Origin of the sequence: Streptomyces sp. 7N604 (assembly GCF_052245475.1) — a bacterium.
In the GTDB taxonomy this organism is placed as follows: Bacteria; Actinomycetota; Actinomycetes; order Streptomycetales; family Streptomycetaceae; genus Streptomyces.
On sequence record NZ_JBQQBX010000020.1, the window covers coordinates 66,762 to 84,777 of the forward strand.

An 18,016-nucleotide genomic window follows, 5' to 3' on the forward strand; every position below is an offset into this window, starting at 1 on the left:
GGATGAGGGGAGGACGGGCGACGACTTTGTGCCACTCACCGCACATCCGACATAAGCCACGAGAGATGGCGAAGGGCCAGGAAAGGGCCCCTTCCAGGGTTCACTTCCCGGGTCCGCCGGGGGCCGCGCCGGGCTCAGGCGCCGGCCTCCGGCAGGACCGGCCTGAGCTTGTTCCAACGGGCGATCTCGCAGCCGTTCCTGCGGTCGAAGCGCGCGTCGACCGGGCGGCCCGCCCACGTGCCGGTGATACGTGCCGTGGTCGGACCGCCGTACATCATCGTGCAGTTGGCGCGCGGCTCGACGGGCGCGAAGGGGTCCTCGCCCCACCGGGACATCTCGTCGAGCCGGTCGCAGGCGGCCCTGGCTTCGCGGTGCGTACCGCCCGTGGGGTGGCAGTCGAGGGTGTACCTCCCGTCGACCGCGCGGTTGCCGCTGTTGCTGATGGTGACGGTGAGCCGGTCCTCGCCTGCCGGGGCCAGGGTCAGGGGCGGCGGGAGCAACCGTCTGGTCACCTGCTCCGGGAGGGGTACGGGGTGCGGCATCGGTACCGCGGCGGCTCCGGCGGCCGGGGCGGCGGCCATGGCGGCGGTGGACAGCGCGGTGACGGTGAGGCGGCGGAGCAGCATCGGGGACTCCTGGGGGTACGGCTCACTGCTCACGGCTCGGAGCGAGAGCGGCTGGGGCGGCTGGGGCCGCTGACGCGAGCCCGTCATTACTAACGCTCCGCCCGGCGAGGCGTTGCGCAAGCCACCGGGGTCCCGGGGGGTGACCCGGCCGGGGTTGGGAGAGGGAGGGGGAGGCCCGGTCCCGCGGCGTCCCCGACCCGGCGCGACCAGGAAGGGCTTTGCTCTGCTGCACGCGCGCCTAGTACCGTAGGGTGCGATTGGAGACAGCCCGTAGGGCTGTGCCATCATCTGCACACACCACCTCGCGTTCGCGCGGGTGTGTATGGAGGCTTCGCCTAGTCTGGTCTATGGCGCCGCACTGCTAATGCGGTTTGGGGTAACCCCCCATCCCGGGTTCAAATCCCGGAGCCTCCGCTCGATCTCCTTGATCACCGAAGCCCCGGCTCCCGACGGCCGGGGCTTCAGCCGTTCTTGGCCGCGGTGAAGGCTGTTTTCGCAGGTCAGGCGGAGGATTGTTAACGGATTTCGTCAGTGGCTGCGGGTCATGTAATGTTGTTCCCGCAACGCGGACCGGCCCGGAATGATCGCCGGAAAGCCAAGCGCTCGTAGCTTAACGGATAGAGCATCTGACTACGGATCAGAAGGTTGCAGGTTCGAATCCTGCCGAGCGCGCACAGCTCAGAGGCCCTGCCGAGTGGTCGGCAGGGCCTTTTTGATCTTGCTTGCTAACCCTCCTGCTAAATCGGGCTTCGCCGTCCCCACCCGTCGTCGCCGTAAGTCTCGGTCATCAGGATCCGTCCGTCACGCTACGTGTTTACGCGCACGTCATCAGGGAGCGCGCGACGGATGTCGCCGTGGTCTTCGAGAGCGCCATGGGGGCATGCTCATCAGCGGTTCCTCTGCTTGCCCCTGCTTCGAGTGGGCCGTCGTTACGTCATTCACGCAAACGGAGCAGGAGAGCACCAGCGGGATGTACGAGCTGGGCTCTGGCCGAACCGTGTGTCCGGAACAGTCACCGTCGATGATGACCGGGACAACTCCGCACCGACGTGTGGGAGTTGACGCTCACAAGCTGCCCAGTTCAGCCATCTCCGACCATGACGTTCTGTGGCAGATCACGCCGTACCACCTGACCGCCGGCGAGCGGTCCCCGGACTCCATAGCGGTGCTCGTGATTCAGACTCACCGGGCCGTCTCTGGGCCGACCGAGGCCGATCGGCAGCGGCTAACGACGACCAATGACGACCAGTCCGGAGCAGGCCGCTAGCGCTGGGATCAGCGGATACCGAGGTCGCCAAGGTCCCTGGCAAGACCCAGGGCAAGAAGACGAGTTCTTGACCCACCCATCGAGACTCCACCGACCGCGTGAGGTGGGCCCGGGGCCCAGCGAAGGGGGTTCCGCCGGCGGATCGGAGCCCGGCCTGTCGCTGGGCCACGCGCTTACGGATCACGTGCAGTTGATCAACACTCGGTGCAGGGCGCAAAAACGAGTTCAGGGCTGGGTGAGCGCGGTGTAGGCGCCTTCCGCACGTCGCGCTTGCGGGGTGTCCCGCGGGGCCTGTGCCAGGAACTCGTCCGTGGTCCCGTGGAAGCGGATCACCCCCCCGGTCAGCACCGTCACATTGTCGGCATCCTCGGCGAGGTCAGCCACATCGTGCGTGGACATGAGGATCTTCACCCCGTCCGCTTCCGCAACGGCGGTGAGCACGTCGCGGAAGGCCCGCCGCTGCGTAGGGTCCATTCCAGCCGTGGGCTCGTCCAGCAGCAGCACATCGCACTCGTGGACTAGAGCGGAGGCCACACCAAGGCGCCGCAGCTGTCCGCCGGAGAGACTGGTGGCCTTGGCGTCGGCCTTCTCCAGCAGGTTGACGACCGCCAGCACCTCGCGGGCCTGACTCCACGCATGGGAGCGATTCATGCCCTTTAGCCAGCCGGTGTACGCGACTTGCTCACGCGAGGTCAGCCCGGCCATCGCGGTGATGTGCTGCGGCATCCACGCGACGTGCTTGCGGAACTCGCGGCTGCGTGAGCTGATGCCGTCCACGCCGATGCGCCCCGAATGGGGCTTGATCACCGAGGCGGCGAGCTTGAGCGTGGTGGACTTCCCAGCGCCGTTCGGGCCGAGGAAGATCGTGACGCCGTCCGGTACGCGGTAGGAGAAGTCCTCCAGCACGGGCCGGTAATTGCGCCCATAGCGGTAGGTGCAGTTGGTGAAGACGATGCTCACAACGGGTTCCTGGAGTGGTAGGTGAGGAGGAGGCCGAGGGCGAGCGCCGCTGCAGCGGATGCGGCGGCGAGAACGCTGCCGTGGGGCTGGGCGGTCAGCGCCCACTCGTAGTAGGTGGTGCCGGTCCTCCGCCCGAAGAACACGACGGCGAAGATCCAGGCCAAGGGCAGGATGATGCCCGAGCGGCGCACGAAGAACCGGGCGCACAGCATCATTCCGACCAGAAAGCAGGTGTTGCGCCCGGCCGCCAGGACGGCTTCGGAACCGGTGGCCCAGCCGCCCATCACGGACACTGCCGTCGCGGCGCCCATGGCGGCGGCGATGAGGGCAGTGTCCATCCACCGCACGGGACGGGTGCCGGACTCCTCGGCCGAGATGAGCCGGTTGTCGAGTACCTCGGCGAGGGTGCCCACCACGATGACGGGAGTGAAGAACGCCAACACGGTGGGGTTGCCGACGGAGAGAGTGATCGCGGGCAGAAGCACCGTAGAGTCCTGCACGAGGAGCGTGATCGCGGCGAAGGCAAGCATCCCGCAGGTGAGGTAAGGGTGCACGCGTCGCGTTTTCAACCACCAGATCACGGGCGGCCCTCACATGCCCTCTTGGATGTCGCCCGGTACCAGGACTTCTGCTGTGCGGCCGGGAGGGCGGAGGCCCCGTCCACCTCGGCCATGACCTTCTTGTGCTGCCGACGGGTGTAGTAGGGATCCGACTTGACGACTTTCTCGAAGGTCGGGTTGCCGCCGAGCTTCTTTGACAGCCAGAAGCTGATGGTCCGCTGTTCCTCTAGGTGGGGGATCTCGCAGGGAAGTCGGACCGAGTCCTCGACGACATCGGCGACCAGGTGCCGGTCGCGGTAGGCGACGGCCAGCGGCAGGAAGCGGGTGCTGGGGGTGGGGTCCTGGGTGAAACGACCGTAGAGGAGCTGGTCGTTGATGACGGCCGGGGGGTGGTCGATGACCCCGAAGGTCTCCAGCATCGAATAGGTCCTCACCATCTCGTCGCGGACAGCCGTGATGGTTCCGGATGCCTGCTCGGGCATGCAGATCCTCGGTGCCTGTCCCTGGCAGACCTTGGCGACTGTGATGTTCAGGGGTGGGTTGGCGCCCCAGGTTCTGACGATGCTGTACGAGGCGAAGGTGGAGACCGCAACCAGGGCGACAGCGAGAGCGGCTCGGATGAGGGCGTGACCGCGTACCCAGAACAGGGCGGCTGCGCCGCCTGCGGCTGCGGTGGGCAAGAGGTCGGCGAGCATGGAAAGGGCGGTCGCTGATTCGGGGAACCCGAGCATGGGCGTGTATTCGCCCATCACGTGGCGCAGCCACAGCGGTTCGACGGCGTGGGAGAACGCCACGACGATGAACACCAGGCACAGCAGGACGGGGGCGGCGATCAGGGGCTTGATCTTCTGGCCGATGGTGAAGCCGATCAGGGCGTGGGCGACGACGAGGGTCATGCCGAGCAGAAGCGGCGGGAGACTCGCGGGGGTGGGCCAGGTGGGGGCCTGGATGAAGGCCATGGTCACAGGGACAAGGAACATCAGCCAGCCGAGCGCGATGATCGGCGCGAGAACGGCGGCGATGACCTGCCAGATGCGCCGGTAGGGGGCCGCGTTCCACACCCCCGAGTCCTTCAGACGCGCGCCTTGCCAGGCGGCGGCTGCGGAGACAACCGCGTAGGTGACCGGGTACATCGGCTCGATGGGGCGTTCCACGAGGAGCGGGGCGTAGGGGTAGGGGAAGAAGGCGATCTGACGGGAGGTGCTGGAGACGTAGTAGAGGGCGACCAGCCCGATGGCCAGGGGCAGGGCGGGTAGCGCGCTGGAGGTGCGGAGCAGAGTTTTCAGGCGCATGGCGTCGTGTCCTGTGAGGCATGAAAGACGGCGCACAGGACGCGGGGTCCTGTGCGCCGACGACCGTTTCGGATGGTGTTCCTTAGTCGGCCAGGGAAGTGTCCTGGTACACCTCGGAGACGAACAGCAGGCAGCAGGAGCCCCCCGACCCGATCTTGTCGGCCTCGAAGTAGAGGGTCACGTCACCCGAGGGAACGTCGGTCCACTCGCCGTTGCTCCAGTAGTTGTCGCGGTTGAAGCAGTTGGTGAAGACCTTGCGGTCGAGCTGCCTGTCCGGGGAGAAGGAGATGTCCTGCCACATCAGCAGGTCGACTCTCTGGTTGCTGGACGAGGCGTACTGGGCGAAGCAGTCCCGGAACAGCACCTGGCTGTAAGTGCCCTGCTCGTCCGAGTGGCGGGACTCTTGGCCGTCGGTCCAGCTGCTGATGGAGCTGGTCCAGTTCGCCGAGGCGAACGGGGCGTTGAGGAATGTCCGGGCGCTGGCGGCGGCCAGGACCGCGCCGGCCTTCTTCGCCCGGGAGGACACGTGCATGGTGTCCCTTCGTATCGAACACATGATCACGCGGGGGGGCGGCACAAAGGTAAACAGCTGGTTAGACGAAGTCAACTGCTTCCATAACAAGGAAAGGCTTACTCAAAGACATGGCAGAACAACGCAGTTCAGGAGGAAAGTATCTGAATGTCGGTCATTTAGTAGATGACCGATATAGGGGTGGGTCGGATCCCCGTAGACGGCCACAGCCGACACCCTGGCTGTCCCCTCGGCCCCCCTCGCTGGGCACTATGCCTACTCGCTCGTGGCGACAGGGGGTCGCTACGGTCGTTCTCGTGTCCGGCGCGTGCCGGTTGGCCAGTCGTAGTTGCGCGCGGCGGTGGATCGCGCACGACTAGACGAGTGTGTCCGATGTGATCAGTGGTCGTACGCGATCAGGGATCGCGTGACCGGGGCTCCGGTCTTGCGGTTGTGCCAGATCGCCGCAGCCATCGCAAGGATGCGCTGGGCGACCCGGATGGCGACGCCCTCGAAGGTCCGACCGCCGTGTTCCAGGTCAAGCTGGCCTTTGAGGACTCTGTTGGCCGATTCGGTGAATCGCTTTTCTGATCTTGAGCGGTGGGCCAGTCTGGTGGGGTTCGGCTCCATCTTGCGGGGAGGCAAAGGAGGACTTGGCGATGTCGCTGCGTCCTGTTCCCGCCCCGCCCGTTCCCGAGGCCACAGCGCTGCGCACGCCGCAACGGGTCCGCAAGCTCGCTCTCCTCGATCCCACCCAGTGCTTCGCCGGATACAAGGCCGGGTACCTGCTACGCGCCCTTCCCCTGCTCATCCGGCCCACCAGCCGACGGGCCCGCGCGTTCCTCGCTTGGGAAACCCGCGGCGCAGAAGTCGACCCCTCCTGGCTGGACCTATACGGGCTCGCCGCCGAATTCCCGCGCACGAAGGTCGTCGTGGGCAACCGCCCGACGTTCCGGCAGCTGCGGGGCTCGACGATCCCGACGCTGGTCCTGCTTGCCGGGGACAGCAAGGCGCACGACATTCGGCGCGTCGAGGCGGCGGCGCGGCTGCACCTGCCACACGTCGAGACCGCGGTACTCCCCGGCCTGTCGCACCACGGCGTCCCGTTCACCCGGGCCGCCGCAATCAACAGCATGCTCCTGGACTTCCTCGGCAAGCCCTGAACCGGGGTGGGAGGCTCCACATCATTCCCGGACTCAGCACCACCGGAGGCCAGAAGGAGACATCGGACTCACTCATCTAGTGCTGCGCCGCGGAAGTTCCGCCGATGGGCATCAACTCGTTGACCGGGAATGGTGCTTGATCCTGGTGACCGGCGTGTGCTGGAGGAACGGGTACGTGCGCATACCACCCCGCAGCGCGTGGCCCCGCCGTGCACACATAGTCCTGCTGGCTGCTGGGGGGTGCCCGGCCTGGCGGATAGCGGAGATCGTCCGGGTGGATGTCTCCACGGTGGTGCGGTGGCGGGACCGGTACGCCGATCAGGGGCTGGCCGGGCTGGAAGACCGGCCCCGTTCGGGTAGACCGCCCGTCTACGGGCCCGAGGTTCGGCTGCGGATCGTGGCGACGGCCACCAGCACCGCGCCCCACCCCTACGACGGCTGGTCGCACCGGCTGATCGCCGATCACCTCGCGGACACGGGCATCTCTGTCTCCCAGGTCGGCGGGTTCTCGCAGCGCTCCAGGTCAAGCCGCACCGGGTCCGTGGCTGGCTGACCCGGCCCGCCGACCCGCAGTTCTTCACCAAGGCGGCCGAGGTGTGCGACGTTTACCGCAGCTGTCCACCGCGTTCGGTGGTGGTGTCGGTGGATGAGAAGACCGCGATGGCCGCCCGTTCCCGCAAGTACCCCGACCAACCGCCCGGTCCCGGGCGGGCGCGCCTGCGGGAGTTCGAGTACATCCGTCACGGCACCGTCTCGGTCACCGCGGCGCTGGATGTCCACACCGGGCAGGTCGTCGTGGAAGAACTGCCGCGCAATGACTCCGCGCACTTCATCAGGTTCCTGGCCCGGCTGGAGAGGTCCATCCCCACCGGTCTGACGATCCATCTGGTCCTGGACAACGGCTCCTCGCACACCTCCAAGACCACTCGGGCCTGGCTGGCGAAGCATCCGCGGATCGTGGCGCACTACACCCCCAAGCACGCCTCCTGGCTCAACCAGGTGGAGATCTTCTTCTCCCTCCTGGCCCGCGCCGTCCTGCGCCACGGTGACTTCTCCTCCCGCGACGACCTGCTGGAGAAGGTCATCGACTTCACCGTCGTCCACAACGAGACGGCTCGCCCGTTCCGTTGGAACTACGCGGGCCGGCCCCGCCAGACTGAGGGCGAGAGCGCCGCCGCTGTGAAGGAACCGTGCCATGCCCGCTGACTCCGTCCTGCAGATCAAGGTCACCCTGGCCGACATCCGCCCGCCGATCTGGCGACGGCTGCAGGTCCCGGCCGACCTCACTCTCGACCACCTGCACCTGGTGATCCAGACCGCGATGGGCTGGGAGAACTACCACATGCATCTCTTCCAGACCCCGGCCGGCGACTACGGGCGCCGCGACAGCGAGCTCGGGCACCGCGACGAACGCAAGGTCCCGCTCTACGCGGTCGCGCCCGCCGCCGGGGACACCATCAGCTACACCTACGACTTCGGCGACGACTGGGTGCACCGCATCGAGGTGGAGAAGGCCCTGCCCAGGGAACCGGGAACGGCCTTCCCCCGCTGCCTCACCGGCCGCCGGGCCTGCCCGCCGGAGGACTGCGGCGGCCCGTGGGGCTACGCGAACTTCCTCGAGGCCATCGCCGACCCCGGGCACGAGGAGCACGACGAACTCCTGGAATGGGTCGGCGGTGCCTTCGACCCCAGCCAGTTTGACGTCGAGGACATCAACAAACACCTCACCGCCCGATAGCCATCAGCGAAACTCCCGCGGCGCAACACTAGTAGCTGTCGTAGCTGGGCTTACCGTTCGGCCGGTAGACGCCGACGATGGTGCCGCCCTTCGTCGTCGAGACGCTGACCGGCTCCAGCGCAGTGGGGATCGCTCCGTCGGCGAACAGCCGCTTGCCAGTACCGATGATCACCGGATGGATGGTCAGCCGGTACTCGTCGACGAGGCCGTGCTGCATGAGGGTCTGGGCGAGGTCGCCGCTGCCGACGACGTTGATGTTGCCGCCGTCGGACGCCTTCAGCTTGCGTACGGCATCGACGATGTCGCCCTCCAGCAGCGTGGAGTTCTGCCACTCGACGGACGTCAGGGTCCGAGACGCCACGTACTTGTGCATGCTGTTCATCCGATTGGTGAACGGGTTGTCGGGATCGGCGGTCGGCCAGTACGACGCGAAGATCTCGTACGTCTTGCGGCCGAGCAGCATCGCGTCGGAGTGCTCGTACCAACCGGCGATGGCCGTGCCGACCTCGTCGTCGGCCACCGGTTTCTGCCAGCCGCCGTGCTCGAAGCCGCTCTCAGCGTCCTCGTCCGGACCGCCCGGCGCCTGCATGACGCCGTCCAGCGTCAGGAACGTGCAAACGATGATCTTGCGCATGGTGCGCTCCCTTCGTCGACGGGTAGACGGCACAACCGCCGGAAACTCATCGGCGGAACTTCCGCGGCGCAGCACTAGGGAGCTGGCACTTGCCCGTCGGCGGACTGGACAGCGAAGGTGCGGAATTGATCCCGCTTCGGGGCGGGGCCCGACCTTCATCTCGGAACGGAGGACGGGGTGCTGGTGCTCGACGGGCGGCTCATGGCGGGATGGCGGCTGCGAGCCGCGGACCCGGGGCAGCGGAGCACGGCGGCCGTACGGGATCTCGCCGCACGGCGGACGCCGGACGATGGGGGCCAGGGCGTCCAGGACGGGCTTTTCTGACGCCTGTCAGTGGCCGGTGCGATGCTGGCGGTGCAGCAGTCGCCCCCGGCCCGGCAGGAGCGCAGACGTGTCAGAACCGCAGATCACCCCCCTTCCCGAACCCCCTTACTACGCCGTCGTGTTCACCTCGGTGCGGACGGCGGGCGACAACGGCTACGGCGAGACCGCCGCCCGCATGGCGGAGCTCGTCAGGGACCAGCCGGGCTTCCTGGGGATGGACACCGCCCACGAGCCGGGCGGTATCGGCATCACCGTCGGCTATTTCAGGGACGAGGAGTCCATACGGGGCTGGCGGCAGCAGATCGAGCACGCCGCGGCCCGCAAGCGCGGGCGCGCGGAGTGGTACGAGAGCTTCGCTGTGCACGTGGCCAAAGTCGAGCGGAATTACGCGTTCGAGCGTCCTGCGGCGGTCGGCGAGGAGGGCTGAGGCGCAGCGTCGCTGCTGCCGCCGCGGGGAGCAGCGGCTTCCAACCGCTCAACCGCTCAATCACTCAACGGCTCAATCGCTCAACGGCTCAGTCGGACAGAGGCAGAGCCGCGGCCAGGCGGCGCCACGCGTCGCGCGGCAGGTCCCGGGTGGGGTCGCCGGTCACCACCTGGATCGCGAGGTGGTCGGCGCCCGCGGCCAGATAGGCGCCGGCCCGCTCGGCGATCGCGTCGGCGTCACCGGTCGCGAACACCGCGTCGATCAGCCGGTCGCTGCCGCCGTCGCGGAAGTCGCCCTCGGTGAAGCCCAGCCGCACCAGGTTGTTGGTGTAGTTGGGCATCGGGAGGTAGAAGCCGAGGTAGTCGCGGGCGGTGCGGCGGGCGCTGTCCGGGTCCGGGTCGAGGACGACCTTGAGCTCCGGGGCGAGCAGCGCGTGGTCGCCGAGGACTTCACGGGCCTTTGCGGTGTGCTCGACGGTCACGAGGTACGGGTGCGCGCCCGCGGCACGGACCCGGGACAGCTCCAGCATTTTCGGACCGAGCGCGGCCAGCACCCGCCCTTCGGCCGGTACCGGTTCCGGGGCGGCGTCCAGCGCGGACAGGTACTCCTTCATCGCCGAGTACGGGCGCCCGTACCGCTCGGACAGGTGGCCGTGGCTCACGCCCAGGCCCAGGGCGAAGCGGCCGGGGTGGGCGCGCTCCAGCCCGGCGCGCTGCGCGGCGACATCCGCCGCCGTGTGCTGCCAGATGCTGAGAATGCCCGTGGCCACGGTGATACGGGAGGTCGCCTCGAGGAGCGGCGCCGCGTGCGCGACGCCAGGGCTGCCGCCGATCCAGATCGTCCCGTAGCCCAGGTCGTCCAACTCGGCCGCGGCATCCGCGATTTCGCCTTGGCGTTCCGGATCTTCCGTCTTCAGGGCGCTGCTCCAGATGCCGGTCCGCCCGAATCGTCCAAGGGTGCGCTCAGTGGTCATGATCCGCGCAACCGGAGACCCGGTCCGGTTATTCCGGCCCGCAGACACCATCCGAGGAGGCGGCCCACCGCGGATTTTCTCAGGCAATTCACAGGCTGGGGAAAGGAAGCTCTCAGCCTGCGGCCCGAAGGTCGGGAGCATGACCACGACCTCGCCCAACGAGCGCTCCGCACTGCTACGGCCGGACGGCAGCCCTGTCCGCATACTCGTCGTGGACGACGAGACCGCACTCGCCGACCTGCTCTCCATGGCCCTGCGCTACGAGGGGTGGAAGGTGCGCAGCGCCCGGGACGGGGCCGAAGCCCTGCGCACCGCCCGGGACTTCCGCCCGGACGCGGTCGTGCTCGACATCATGCTGCCCGACCTGGACGGGCTCGCCGTGCTCGGGCGGCTGCGCCGGGAGATCCCCGACGTACCGGTGCTGTTCCTCACCGCCAGGGACGCGGTGGAGGACCGGATCGCCGGGCTCACGGCGGGCGGCGACGACTACGTGACCAAGCCGTTCAGCCTGGAGGAGGTCGTCGCGCGGCTGCGCGGGCTGCTGCGGCGCGCCGGTGCGCAGGCCGCCCGGGCGGAGTCGCAGTTGGTCGTGGGCGACCTGGTGCTCGACGAGGACAGCCACGAGGTGGAGCGGGCGGGGGAGCCGATCCACCTCACGGCGACCGAGTTCGAGCTGCTGCGCTACCTCATGCGCAACCCGCGGCGGGTGCTCAGCAAGGCGCAGATCCTCGACCGGGTCTGGAGCTACGACTTCGGCGGGCAGGCCAACGTCGTCGAGCTCTACATCTCGTATCTGCGGCGGAAGATCGACGCCGGGCGGACGCCGATGATCCATACCCGGCGGGGGGCCGGATATCTGATCAAGCCGGGGAATTGAGCCGTGCACATTCCGCCGCGGCCCGCGTACGCCCCCGGCGACCGCGAGCCGCCCCACGCCCCGCCCGCGCACGCCCCCGTCCGCCGGAAGCGGCGCCGCTTCACCGAGCGGCGCCGCTGGTCGCTGCGCACCCGGCTCGTCGTGTCGTCCGTCGCCCTGATCGCCGTGGTCTGCGCGATCATCGGCAGCGTCACCACGATCACGCTGCGCTCCTACCTCGTAGGACAGCTGGACAGCCAGCTGCGCGGGGTCGCCGAGCGTGCCCTCCGCCCGCCCCCGCGGGCCGTGGACGACGACCGGCTGGGCTTCATCCTGGGCCCCGGGCAGCCCCCGGGCACCATCGGTGCCGAGTTGATCGGCGGCGAGGTCAGGTCGGCGGAACGGAGCACCGACCGGGGTGAGTCGGAGGCGCTGACCTCTCAGCAGGCCGATGCCATCGAGTCGTCCACCACGGACGGGGGTCCGCAGACCGTCGACATCCCGGGCATCGGCAGCTACCGGCTGCAGGCCGTCCCCGATCACGACATGGACGGCGGCAGCCGTGTCGTCGGCCTTCCGCTGCGGGGCGTGCAGGACACGGTCGACACGCTGGTCGTGGCCGAGCTGTGCGTGGCGGCTGCCGGACTCGCTGCCGCCTGCCTGGCCGGTACGGCGATGATCCGCATCGCCCTGCGCCCGCTGCGCCGGGTTGCCGCGACCGCGACCCGTGTCTCCGAACTCCGCCTGGACCGCGGCGAGGTGGCGCTCCACGAGCGCGTGCCCGAGCGGGACACCGATCCGCACACGGAAGTGGGGCAGGTGGGCGCTGCGCTCAACAGGCTGCTCGGACACGTCGGTTCTGCGCTCGCGGCCCGCCAGGCGAGCGAGACGCAGGTCCGGCAGTTCGTCGCGGACGCCAGCCACGAGCTGCGGACCCCGCTGGCCTCGATACGCGGTTACGCCGAACTCACGCGCCGGGCCCACGAAGAGACGGGCCCGGACACTCGGTACGCGCTCGGCCGTATCGAGTCCGAGGCAGGCCGGATGACCACCCTCGTCGAGGATCTGCTGCTGCTCGCCCGGCTCGACGCGGGTCGGCCGCTCAGCCTCGCCGAGACGGATCTGTCCCCGCTGGTGGCGGACGCGGTGAGCGACGCCCACGCGGCCGGTCCGGCACACCGCTGGCGGCTGGAGCTGCCCGACGAGGCCGCACTCGTACGCGGTGACCCGGAGCGGCTGCACCAGGTGCTGGTCAATTTGCTGGCCAACGCCCGTACGCACACGCCCGCCGGGACGACCGTCACCGCGCGCGTGCTGCGGGTCGGCGGTCGCTCCGTCGGCGGACCAGGCACCGGCGAGGTGCTGCTGGAGATCGCCGACGACGGGCCCGGCATCCCGCCCGCGCTGCTGCCGCACGTCTTCGAGCGCTTCGCGCGCGGGGACGCCTCACGCGCGCGTGCGGCCGGAAGTACGGGGCTGGGCCTGGCCATTGTGCAGGCGGTGGTGAGCGCGCACGGGGGGCGCGTGGAGGTGACGAGCGCGCCCGGCCGTACGGTCTTCGCCGTCCACCTGCCTCCGGCCGACGCGGGCCATGCGCCGGTGCCGGGTCCGGCTCCGGTGCCCGTTCCGCAAGCGCACCCGCAGGAGGACCGGCCGCACCCGCTTCCGCCGCCGCACCCTCATCCGTACTCACAGGCAGCGCACAGGCGGATCACACAGGCGTGACAGCGCGGCCGCCGAGTGTCGGGGCATGCGAACCGATACCCCGCCGGGCACTCTGCCCGCACGCGCACACCTGTCGGCGGTTCAGCGCTGGGAAGGCCGCCGCGGAGAGCCCGTGCTCGATGTCGTCATCCCCGTCCACAACGAGGAGGCGGACCTCGAGCCCTGCGTCCGCCGCCTCCACAGCCACCTCACCCGCACCTTCCCGTACGCCTTCCGGATCACCATCGCCGACAACGCGAGCACCGACCGTACGCCCGAGGTGGCGGCGTGGCTCGACAACTGGATCGACGAGGTCACGGCCGTACGGCTGGAGGAGAAGGGCCGCGGGCGGGCGCTGCGCACCGTCTGGTCGATGTCGCCCGCGCCCGTGCTCGCCTACATGGACGTCGACCTGTCCACGGACCTCAACGCGCTGCTGCCGCTCGTCGCCCCGCTGATATCCGGCCACTCCGACCTGGCGATCGGCTCACGCCTCGCCCGCAGCTCCCGCGTCGTCCGCGGCCCCAAGCGGGAGTTCATCTCGCGTGGCTACAACCTCATCCTCCGGCGCAGCCTGGCGGCCCGCTTCAGCGACGCGCAGTGCGGGTTCAAGGCCATCCGGCAGGACGTGGCGCAGCGGCTCCTGCCGATGATCGAGGACCCGGGGTGGTTCTTCGACACCGAGATGCTGGTGCTGGCGGAGCGGGCCGGGCTGCGGATCCACGAGGTGCCGGTCGACTGGGTGGACGACCCGGACAGCCGGGTGGACATCGTCCGCACGGCCGTCGACGACCTGAAAGGCGTCTGGCGGGTGGGGCGCGCGCTGGGTACGGGCACGCTGCCGCTCGCGCGCCTGCGCCGCCCCTTCGGCGACGACCCGCGCGACCGCGAGCTGCTCGATGTGCCGCAGGGCCTCGCGCGTCAGCTGCTCGGCTTCTGCGCGGTCGGCGCGCTGAGCACCCTCGTCTATCTCGCGCTGTACTCGCTGCTGCGGCTCGGTACCGGGCCGCAGGCCGCCAACGCGCTGGCGCTGCTGCTGTCCGCCATCGGCAACACGGCCGCCAACCGGCGGTTCACCTTCGGCGTACGGGGGCGGGAGCGGGTCGTACGGCACCAGGCCCAGGGCCTGCTGGTCTTCGCCATCGGCCTGGCCCTGACCAGCGGTTCGCTCGCGGCCCTCCACCTCGTGGGCGGCGGCAGCCCGTCGCACGGCGCGGAACTCTCGGTGCTCGTCGCCGCGAACCTGGCCGCGACGGTGCTGCGCTTCCTGCTCCTGCGGGCCTGGGTCTTCCCGTCCCAGCGGGATGACCTCGCCGGGCGGGCGGGGGCGGCGGGCGCGGCCGGCCCGTGGCCGGGCGCTCAGCAGGACGCGCCCGCGCACGAGGGCCATGCGGGCCCCGCTGCTCCCGTGTTCGGTGCGCCCGGCGCCGACCCGTGCACGACCGGGCGCCTCCGTGCGGCGGACCCGGCGGCCCGGCCGGGCCCGGTGGACCCGGCGGGCCCTGGGGACCCGATGGCCGCTGCGGAGCCGGCAGATCTCAACGGCCACGGCGGCAACGGCTACGACGACTTCAGGAGCGCCCGATGACTACGCCCCGCAGCCATCAGTATCCGATGAACGGCGGTTCGCCGCCCTCACCGGCGTACGCCCCGCCCGCGGCGGGGGCTGGCGCGGGCGGGCAGGGCACCGCCCGGCCCGGCCGCCGCGCTCGCCCCGCGGACCCCCGCTGGGCGCGCCCCGCGCTCCTCGTTCTCCTGCTGGCGACAGCGGTGCTCTACCTGTGGAATCTGAGTTCGTCCGGCTACGCCAACTCCTTCTACTCGGCAGCGGTCCAGGCAGGCAGCGAGAGCTGGAAGGCCTTCTTCTTCGGGTCGTCCGACGCCGCGAACTCCATCACCGTGGACAAGCCGCCGGCCGCCCTCTGGCCCATGGCCCTGTCCGTCCGGATCTTCGGGCTCAACTCGTGGGCGATCCTCGTCCCCGAGGCGCTGATGGGCGTCGCGACCGTCGGCGTCCTGTACGCGGCCGTGAAGCGCCGCTTCGGCCCGGCCGCCGGGCTGATCGCGGGCGGGGTTCTCGCGCTCACGCCCGTCGCCGCGCTGATGTTCCGCTTCAACAACCCGGACGCTCTCCTCGTCCTCCTCATGACGGTCACCGTCTACTGCGTGCTGCGCGCACTGGAGGCCGGGCGGACGAAATGGCTGGTGTGGGCCGGAGTCGCGGTGGGCTTCGCCTTTCTCGTCAAGACGCTGCAGGCGTTCGTGATCCTGCCGCCGCTCGCGCTGCTGTACGCGGTGTGCGCGCCCGTGCCCGTACGGAAACGGATCGGCCAACTCGCCCTCGCCGGGCTCGCGATGGTCGTCACCAGCGGCTGGTGGGTCGCGATCGTCGAGCTGTGGCCCGCGTCCTCCCGCCCCTACATCGGCGGCTCGCAGAACAACAGTTTCCTGGAGCTGACCTTCGGCTACAACGGCCTCGGCCGGATCAACGGAGAGGAGACCGGCAGCGTGGGCGGACGCCTCGGTCCCGGCGGTCCCGGCGGTGCCGGAGGCGGCGGAGGCGGCGGCCGCTGGGGCGAGACCGGCATCTGGCGCATGTTCAACGAGTCGGTCGGCGGCCAGATCTCCTGGCTGCTGCCCGCCGTGCTGGTCCTGCTCGTCGCGGGCATCGTCCTGACCTGGCGTAACCGTCGTACGGACGAACAGCACGCGGCCTTCCTCGCCTGGGGCGGCGCGCTGCTGATCACGGTCGCGGTCTTCAGCTTCATGGCCGGGATCTTCCACGAGTACTACACCGTCGCCCTCGCCCCGTACATCGCGGCGCTCGTCGGCATGGGAGCCGCGGCGCTGTGGGAGCGGCGCGCGAACCCCGCCGCCTCGGCGGCGCTGGGCGGGGCGGTCGCGGTCACGGCGGTCTGGTCGTACGTCCTGCTGGGGCGGAGCGCGGACTGGCTGCCGTGGCTGCGCTGGGCGGTGCTCGTCGCGGGCCTCGCGGCGGCGGCCGGACTCGCGCTCGCGGGCCGTATGAACCGCCGACTGGCGTTGGGAGCCGCGGGGTTGGGGCTCGCGACCTCGCTGGCGGCGCCGCTCGCGTACACGCTGAGCACCGTCGACAGCGCGCACTCCGGCTCGATCGTGATGGCGGGGCCGCGGGTCGCGGGCGGGATGGGGGGACCTGGGGGACCGGGCCGTCGCCTGGGAGTCGGCATGCAGCCGCCGGGCCGGCAGGGCCAGAACAACCAGCAGGGCCAGGGAAACCAGGGCAATCAAGGAAACCAGGGCAACCAGCGGGGCAGCGGCGTCCCCGGAGGACCGCAGGGTGGTCCGCCCGCCATGGGCCAGGGAAGCCCCCAGATGCCTCAGGGCCAACAGGGCCAGCAGGGCAAACAGGGTCAGCAAGGCCCCCAGGGTCAGCGAGGCCGGCCGGGCCAGCGAGGGCAGAACTTCCCGCAGGGCGGCGGATTCCCCGGCACCGAAGGCGGCGCGCGAGGCGGCGGGACGGGCGGGCTGCTGGGCGGCCAGGACGTGAGCGACGAGGTCGCCACGAAGCTCCAGCAGGACGCCGGTGACTACACCTGGATCGCCGCCGCCATCGGCTCGCAGCACGCCGCGAGCTACCAACTGGCCACCGAGAATCCGGTGATGCCCATCGGCGGCTTCAACGGCAGCGACCCGTCCCCGACCCTCGCGCAGTTCAAGGAGTACGTGAAGCAGGGGAAGATCCACTACTTCATCGCGAGCGGCGGCATGACAGGCGGCCCCCGGGCCGGAGACTCCGGCTCCCGCTCCATCACCACCTGGGTGGAGGACAACTTCACCAAGGTCACCGTGGACGGCACGACCCTCTACGACCTGACCGAACCGACCGACTGATCAGCTCCACCGAGCAGCTCTGCCGGCCGGCTCCTCTGACCAGCTCGCATGACCAGCGGCATGACGCGGATCAACTCCCGCGCCGCACCAGCAGGTCGGCCACGAGAGGGCGGTGGTCCGAGGCGAGGGTCTCGGCCACCGCCGCGTCGCGTACCCGGATCCCATTCGACACCGTCACGTAGTCGATCCGCTTCAGCGGGTCCTTGGCCGGGTAGGTCAGCCCGCCGTCCCGCGGCACCGCGTCCGTCAGCCGCTCCCACAGCGGCGCCAGCTCCGCCGCCCCCGGCTCCGCGTTGAAGTCGCCGACCAGCACCTGCCGCGGGCAGCGGCCGCGCCGGTCGCAGTCCTCGGCCATGATCCTCCGCGTGTCGGCGACCTGTGCCCGCCGTACCGCCGGATCGGTGCGGTAGTCCAAGTGCGTCGCGTAGACGTGCACGTTCACCCCGTGCGCCCGTACGACGGCCTCGCCGAAGCCAGGGGCGGGCGCGGGAACCGGGTTCGGGTCCTGCGTCGACAGCCGGGTGATCTCGTGGTTCGTGGTGCTCAGGATGGGGAAGCGGGACAGCACCGCCACGCCGTACTCGCGCCGGGGCGCGCCCGGCGCCGGCGGGTCCAGGCTGTAGATGGGCGCGAAGTAGATCCGCATGCCCAGCGACCGGGCCAGCTCGCGCGCGAGGTCGCGCCACTCGCTGCGCTCACCCCAGTGGACGTCGACCTCCTGCAGGCCGATGACATCGGCGTCGAGTGCGCGGATCGCCTGCGCCGTGCGCTGTATGTCGAAGACCTGGTCGTATCCGGCACCCGCGTGAATGTTGTACGTGGCCACGCGTAGCGGTGCATACCGGCCGTCGACGGGCGGCTCGCGCACATCGGCGGCGTGCGCCGCGGGCGGCGCGGTCATCGCACTCAACACCCCTGCGGTAAGCAGCAGTTGAGCGATACGACGGCGCACTGGCATCCCGGCTGGCATCCCGGCCTCCTTGATCGCTTCGGTGTCGACGACCGTATCGAAGGCCCTGACCAAAATCTCGCTGTACGGCGTAAAAGGTCGCGCTCGCCATGCCTTCCCGATGGCCACCGGTCATGAGCGCGAACCCGCCGGAAGAGG

At 70.0% G+C, this 18,016-nt stretch carries 18 protein-coding genes, 2 tRNA genes and 1 pseudogene; 12 read left to right on the forward strand and 9 right to left on the reverse strand.

From position 1 onward, the window contains the following. Window positions 1–134: 134 nt before the first annotated feature. Window positions 135–659 (reverse strand): SSI family serine proteinase inhibitor, encoded by a 525-nt coding sequence (locus ACTWP8_RS22335; protein WP_443323938.1) that lies wholly within the window; start codon window positions 657–659, stop codon window positions 135–137. Window positions 660–950: 291 nt separating this feature from the next. Between ACTWP8_RS22335 and ACTWP8_RS22340 the strand changes: the two genes are divergently transcribed. Both ACTWP8_RS22340 and ACTWP8_RS22345 read left to right on the forward strand, forming a co-directional pair. Next, window positions 951–1,040: transfer RNA gene (locus ACTWP8_RS22340), tRNA-Ser, on the forward strand. A gap of 185 nt (window positions 1,041–1,225) precedes the next feature. After that, window positions 1,226–1,298: transfer RNA gene (locus ACTWP8_RS22345), tRNA-Arg, on the forward strand. Window positions 1,299–2,118: 820 nt separating this feature from the next. Here the strand turns inward: ACTWP8_RS22345 and ACTWP8_RS22350 are convergent. From ACTWP8_RS22350 to ACTWP8_RS22370, 5 genes and pseudogenes are all read right to left on the reverse strand, one after another. Beyond that, complete coding sequence (locus ACTWP8_RS22350) at window positions 2,119–2,853, reverse strand: ABC transporter ATP-binding protein (protein ID WP_443323939.1); 735 nt, start codon at window positions 2,851–2,853, stop codon at window positions 2,119–2,121. Next, the gene (locus ACTWP8_RS22355) at window positions 2,850–3,407 is read right to left on the reverse strand and encodes a hypothetical protein (RefSeq protein ID WP_443323940.1); all 558 of its coding nucleotides are present in this window, start codon (window positions 3,405–3,407) and stop codon (window positions 2,850–2,852) included. The genes ACTWP8_RS22350 and ACTWP8_RS22355 overlap by 4 nt, the downstream gene beginning before the upstream one ends. 23 nt (window positions 3,408–3,430) lie before the next feature. Beyond that, complete coding sequence (locus ACTWP8_RS22360) at window positions 3,431–4,705, reverse strand: hypothetical protein (protein ID WP_443323941.1); 1,275 nt, start codon at window positions 4,703–4,705, stop codon at window positions 3,431–3,433. An 82-nt stretch (window positions 4,706–4,787) separates the two neighbouring features. Beyond that, window positions 4,788–5,237: a hypothetical protein gene (locus ACTWP8_RS22365; protein ID WP_443323942.1), complete on the reverse strand. Its 450-nt coding sequence runs from the start codon at window positions 5,235–5,237 to the stop codon at window positions 4,788–4,790. Between the two features lie 378 nt (window positions 5,238–5,615). Beyond that, a pseudogene (locus ACTWP8_RS22370) lies at window positions 5,616–5,780 on the reverse strand (IS982 family transposase); the annotation flags it as partial. 95 nt (window positions 5,781–5,875) lie between these two features. On the opposite strand from ACTWP8_RS22370, the gene ACTWP8_RS22375 reads away from it, so the two are divergent. From ACTWP8_RS22375 to ACTWP8_RS22390, 4 genes are all read left to right on the forward strand, one after another. Further along, entirely contained in the window at window positions 5,876–6,379 is a 504-nt protein-coding gene (locus tag ACTWP8_RS22375) for an alpha/beta fold hydrolase (protein ID WP_443323943.1), read from the forward strand. Window positions 6,380–6,554: 175 nt separating this feature from the next. Beyond that, the gene (locus ACTWP8_RS22380; RefSeq protein ID WP_443323944.1) at window positions 6,555–6,932 is read left to right on the forward strand and encodes a helix-turn-helix domain-containing protein; all 378 of its coding nucleotides are present in this window, start codon (window positions 6,555–6,557) and stop codon (window positions 6,930–6,932) included. Continuing rightward, entirely contained in the window at window positions 6,929–7,585 is a 657-nt protein-coding gene (locus tag ACTWP8_RS22385; RefSeq protein WP_443324017.1) for an IS630 family transposase, read from the forward strand. Before ACTWP8_RS22380 ends, ACTWP8_RS22385 begins: the two co-directional genes overlap by 4 nt. After that, window positions 7,575–8,117, forward strand: a complete 543-nt coding sequence (locus ACTWP8_RS22390; protein WP_443323945.1) for a plasmid pRiA4b ORF-3 family protein — start codon at window positions 7,575–7,577, stop codon at window positions 8,115–8,117. The genes ACTWP8_RS22385 and ACTWP8_RS22390 overlap by 11 nt, the downstream gene beginning before the upstream one ends. Before the next feature lie 28 nt (window positions 8,118–8,145). Here the strand turns inward: ACTWP8_RS22390 and ACTWP8_RS22395 are convergent, their stop codons facing one another. Beyond that, window positions 8,146–8,751 (reverse strand): dihydrofolate reductase family protein, encoded by a 606-nt coding sequence (locus ACTWP8_RS22395; protein ID WP_192583682.1) that lies wholly within the window; start codon window positions 8,749–8,751, stop codon window positions 8,146–8,148. A 177-nt stretch (window positions 8,752–8,928) separates the two neighbouring features. On the opposite strand from ACTWP8_RS22395, the gene ACTWP8_RS22400 reads away from it, so the two are divergent. Together ACTWP8_RS22400 and ACTWP8_RS22405 are read left to right on the forward strand one after the other, a co-directional pair. Next, a complete protein-coding gene (locus ACTWP8_RS22400) occupies window positions 8,929–9,075 on the forward strand; it encodes a hypothetical protein (protein ID WP_443323946.1) in 147 nt (48 codons plus the stop codon). 67 nt (window positions 9,076–9,142) lie between these two features. After that, window positions 9,143–9,502, forward strand: a complete 360-nt coding sequence (locus ACTWP8_RS22405; RefSeq protein WP_443323947.1) for an antibiotic biosynthesis monooxygenase family protein — start codon at window positions 9,143–9,145, stop codon at window positions 9,500–9,502. Between the two features lie 88 nt (window positions 9,503–9,590). Here ACTWP8_RS22405 and ACTWP8_RS22410 read toward each other — a convergent pair whose 3' ends face one another. After that, entirely contained in the window at window positions 9,591–10,475 is an 885-nt protein-coding gene (locus ACTWP8_RS22410; protein WP_443323948.1) for an LLM class F420-dependent oxidoreductase, read from the reverse strand. Between the two features lie 139 nt (window positions 10,476–10,614). Here ACTWP8_RS22410 and ACTWP8_RS22415 point away from each other — a divergent pair, with 139 nt between their 5' ends. The 4 genes from ACTWP8_RS22415 to ACTWP8_RS22430 all read left to right on the forward strand — a co-directional run bounded on the left by ACTWP8_RS22415 (window position 10,615) and on the right by ACTWP8_RS22430 (window position 16,908). Beyond that, on the forward strand, window positions 10,615–11,352 hold the full coding sequence (locus tag ACTWP8_RS22415; protein ID WP_443323949.1) for a response regulator transcription factor: 738 nt from the start codon (window positions 10,615–10,617) through the stop codon (window positions 11,350–11,352). 123 nt (window positions 11,353–11,475) lie between these two features. Then, on the forward strand, window positions 11,476–13,056 hold the full coding sequence (locus ACTWP8_RS22420) for a sensor histidine kinase (RefSeq protein WP_443324018.1): 1,581 nt from the start codon (window positions 11,476–11,478) through the stop codon (window positions 13,054–13,056). 25 nt (window positions 13,057–13,081) lie between these two features. Then, window positions 13,082–14,623, forward strand: a complete 1,542-nt coding sequence (locus ACTWP8_RS22425) for a glycosyltransferase (protein WP_443323950.1) — start codon at window positions 13,082–13,084, stop codon at window positions 14,621–14,623. Continuing rightward, the gene (locus ACTWP8_RS22430) at window positions 14,620–16,908 is read left to right on the forward strand and encodes an ArnT family glycosyltransferase (RefSeq protein ID WP_443323951.1); all 2,289 of its coding nucleotides are present in this window, start codon (window positions 14,620–14,622) and stop codon (window positions 16,906–16,908) included. The genes ACTWP8_RS22425 and ACTWP8_RS22430 overlap by 4 nt, the downstream gene beginning before the upstream one ends. A gap of 70 nt (window positions 16,909–16,978) precedes the next feature. Here ACTWP8_RS22430 and ACTWP8_RS22435 read toward each other — a convergent pair whose 3' ends face one another. Beyond that, window positions 16,979–17,866, reverse strand: coding sequence for an endonuclease/exonuclease/phosphatase family protein (locus tag ACTWP8_RS22435; RefSeq protein ID WP_443324019.1), 888 nt, complete (start codon window positions 17,864–17,866; stop codon window positions 16,979–16,981). Window positions 17,867–18,016 lie beyond the last annotated feature (150 nt).

What these genes read in the sequence shown, in the direction of transcription:
- ACTWP8_RS22360 (WP_443323941.1), bottom strand. Translation starts at nt 4,705, where the DNA reads ATGCGCCTGAAAACTCTGCTCCGCACCTCCAGCGCGCTACCCGCCCTG.
- ACTWP8_RS22365 (WP_443323942.1), bottom strand. Translation starts at nt 5,237, where the DNA reads ATGCACGTGTCCTCCCGGGCGAAGAAGGCCGGCGCGGTCCTGGCCGCC.
- ACTWP8_RS22375 (WP_443323943.1), top strand. Translation starts at nt 5,876, where the DNA reads ATGTCGCTGCGTCCTGTTCCCGCCCCGCCCGTTCCCGAGGCCACAGCG.
- ACTWP8_RS22390 (WP_443323945.1), top strand. Translation starts at nt 7,575, where the DNA reads ATGCCCGCTGACTCCGTCCTGCAGATCAAGGTCACCCTGGCCGACATC.
- ACTWP8_RS22395 (WP_192583682.1), bottom strand. Translation starts at nt 8,751, where the DNA reads ATGCGCAAGATCATCGTTTGCACGTTCCTGACGCTGGACGGCGTCATG.
- ACTWP8_RS22410 (WP_443323948.1), bottom strand. Translation starts at nt 10,475, where the DNA reads ATGACCACTGAGCGCACCCTTGGACGATTCGGGCGGACCGGCATCTGG.
- ACTWP8_RS22415 (WP_443323949.1), top strand. Translation starts at nt 10,615, where the DNA reads ATGACCACGACCTCGCCCAACGAGCGCTCCGCACTGCTACGGCCGGAC.
- ACTWP8_RS22425 (WP_443323950.1), top strand. Translation starts at nt 13,082, where the DNA reads ATGCGAACCGATACCCCGCCGGGCACTCTGCCCGCACGCGCACACCTG.
- ACTWP8_RS22430 (WP_443323951.1), top strand. Translation starts at nt 14,620, where the DNA reads ATGACTACGCCCCGCAGCCATCAGTATCCGATGAACGGCGGTTCGCCG.
- ACTWP8_RS22435 (WP_443324019.1), bottom strand. Translation starts at nt 17,866, where the DNA reads ATGCCAGTGCGCCGTCGTATCGCTCAACTGCTGCTTACCGCAGGGGTG.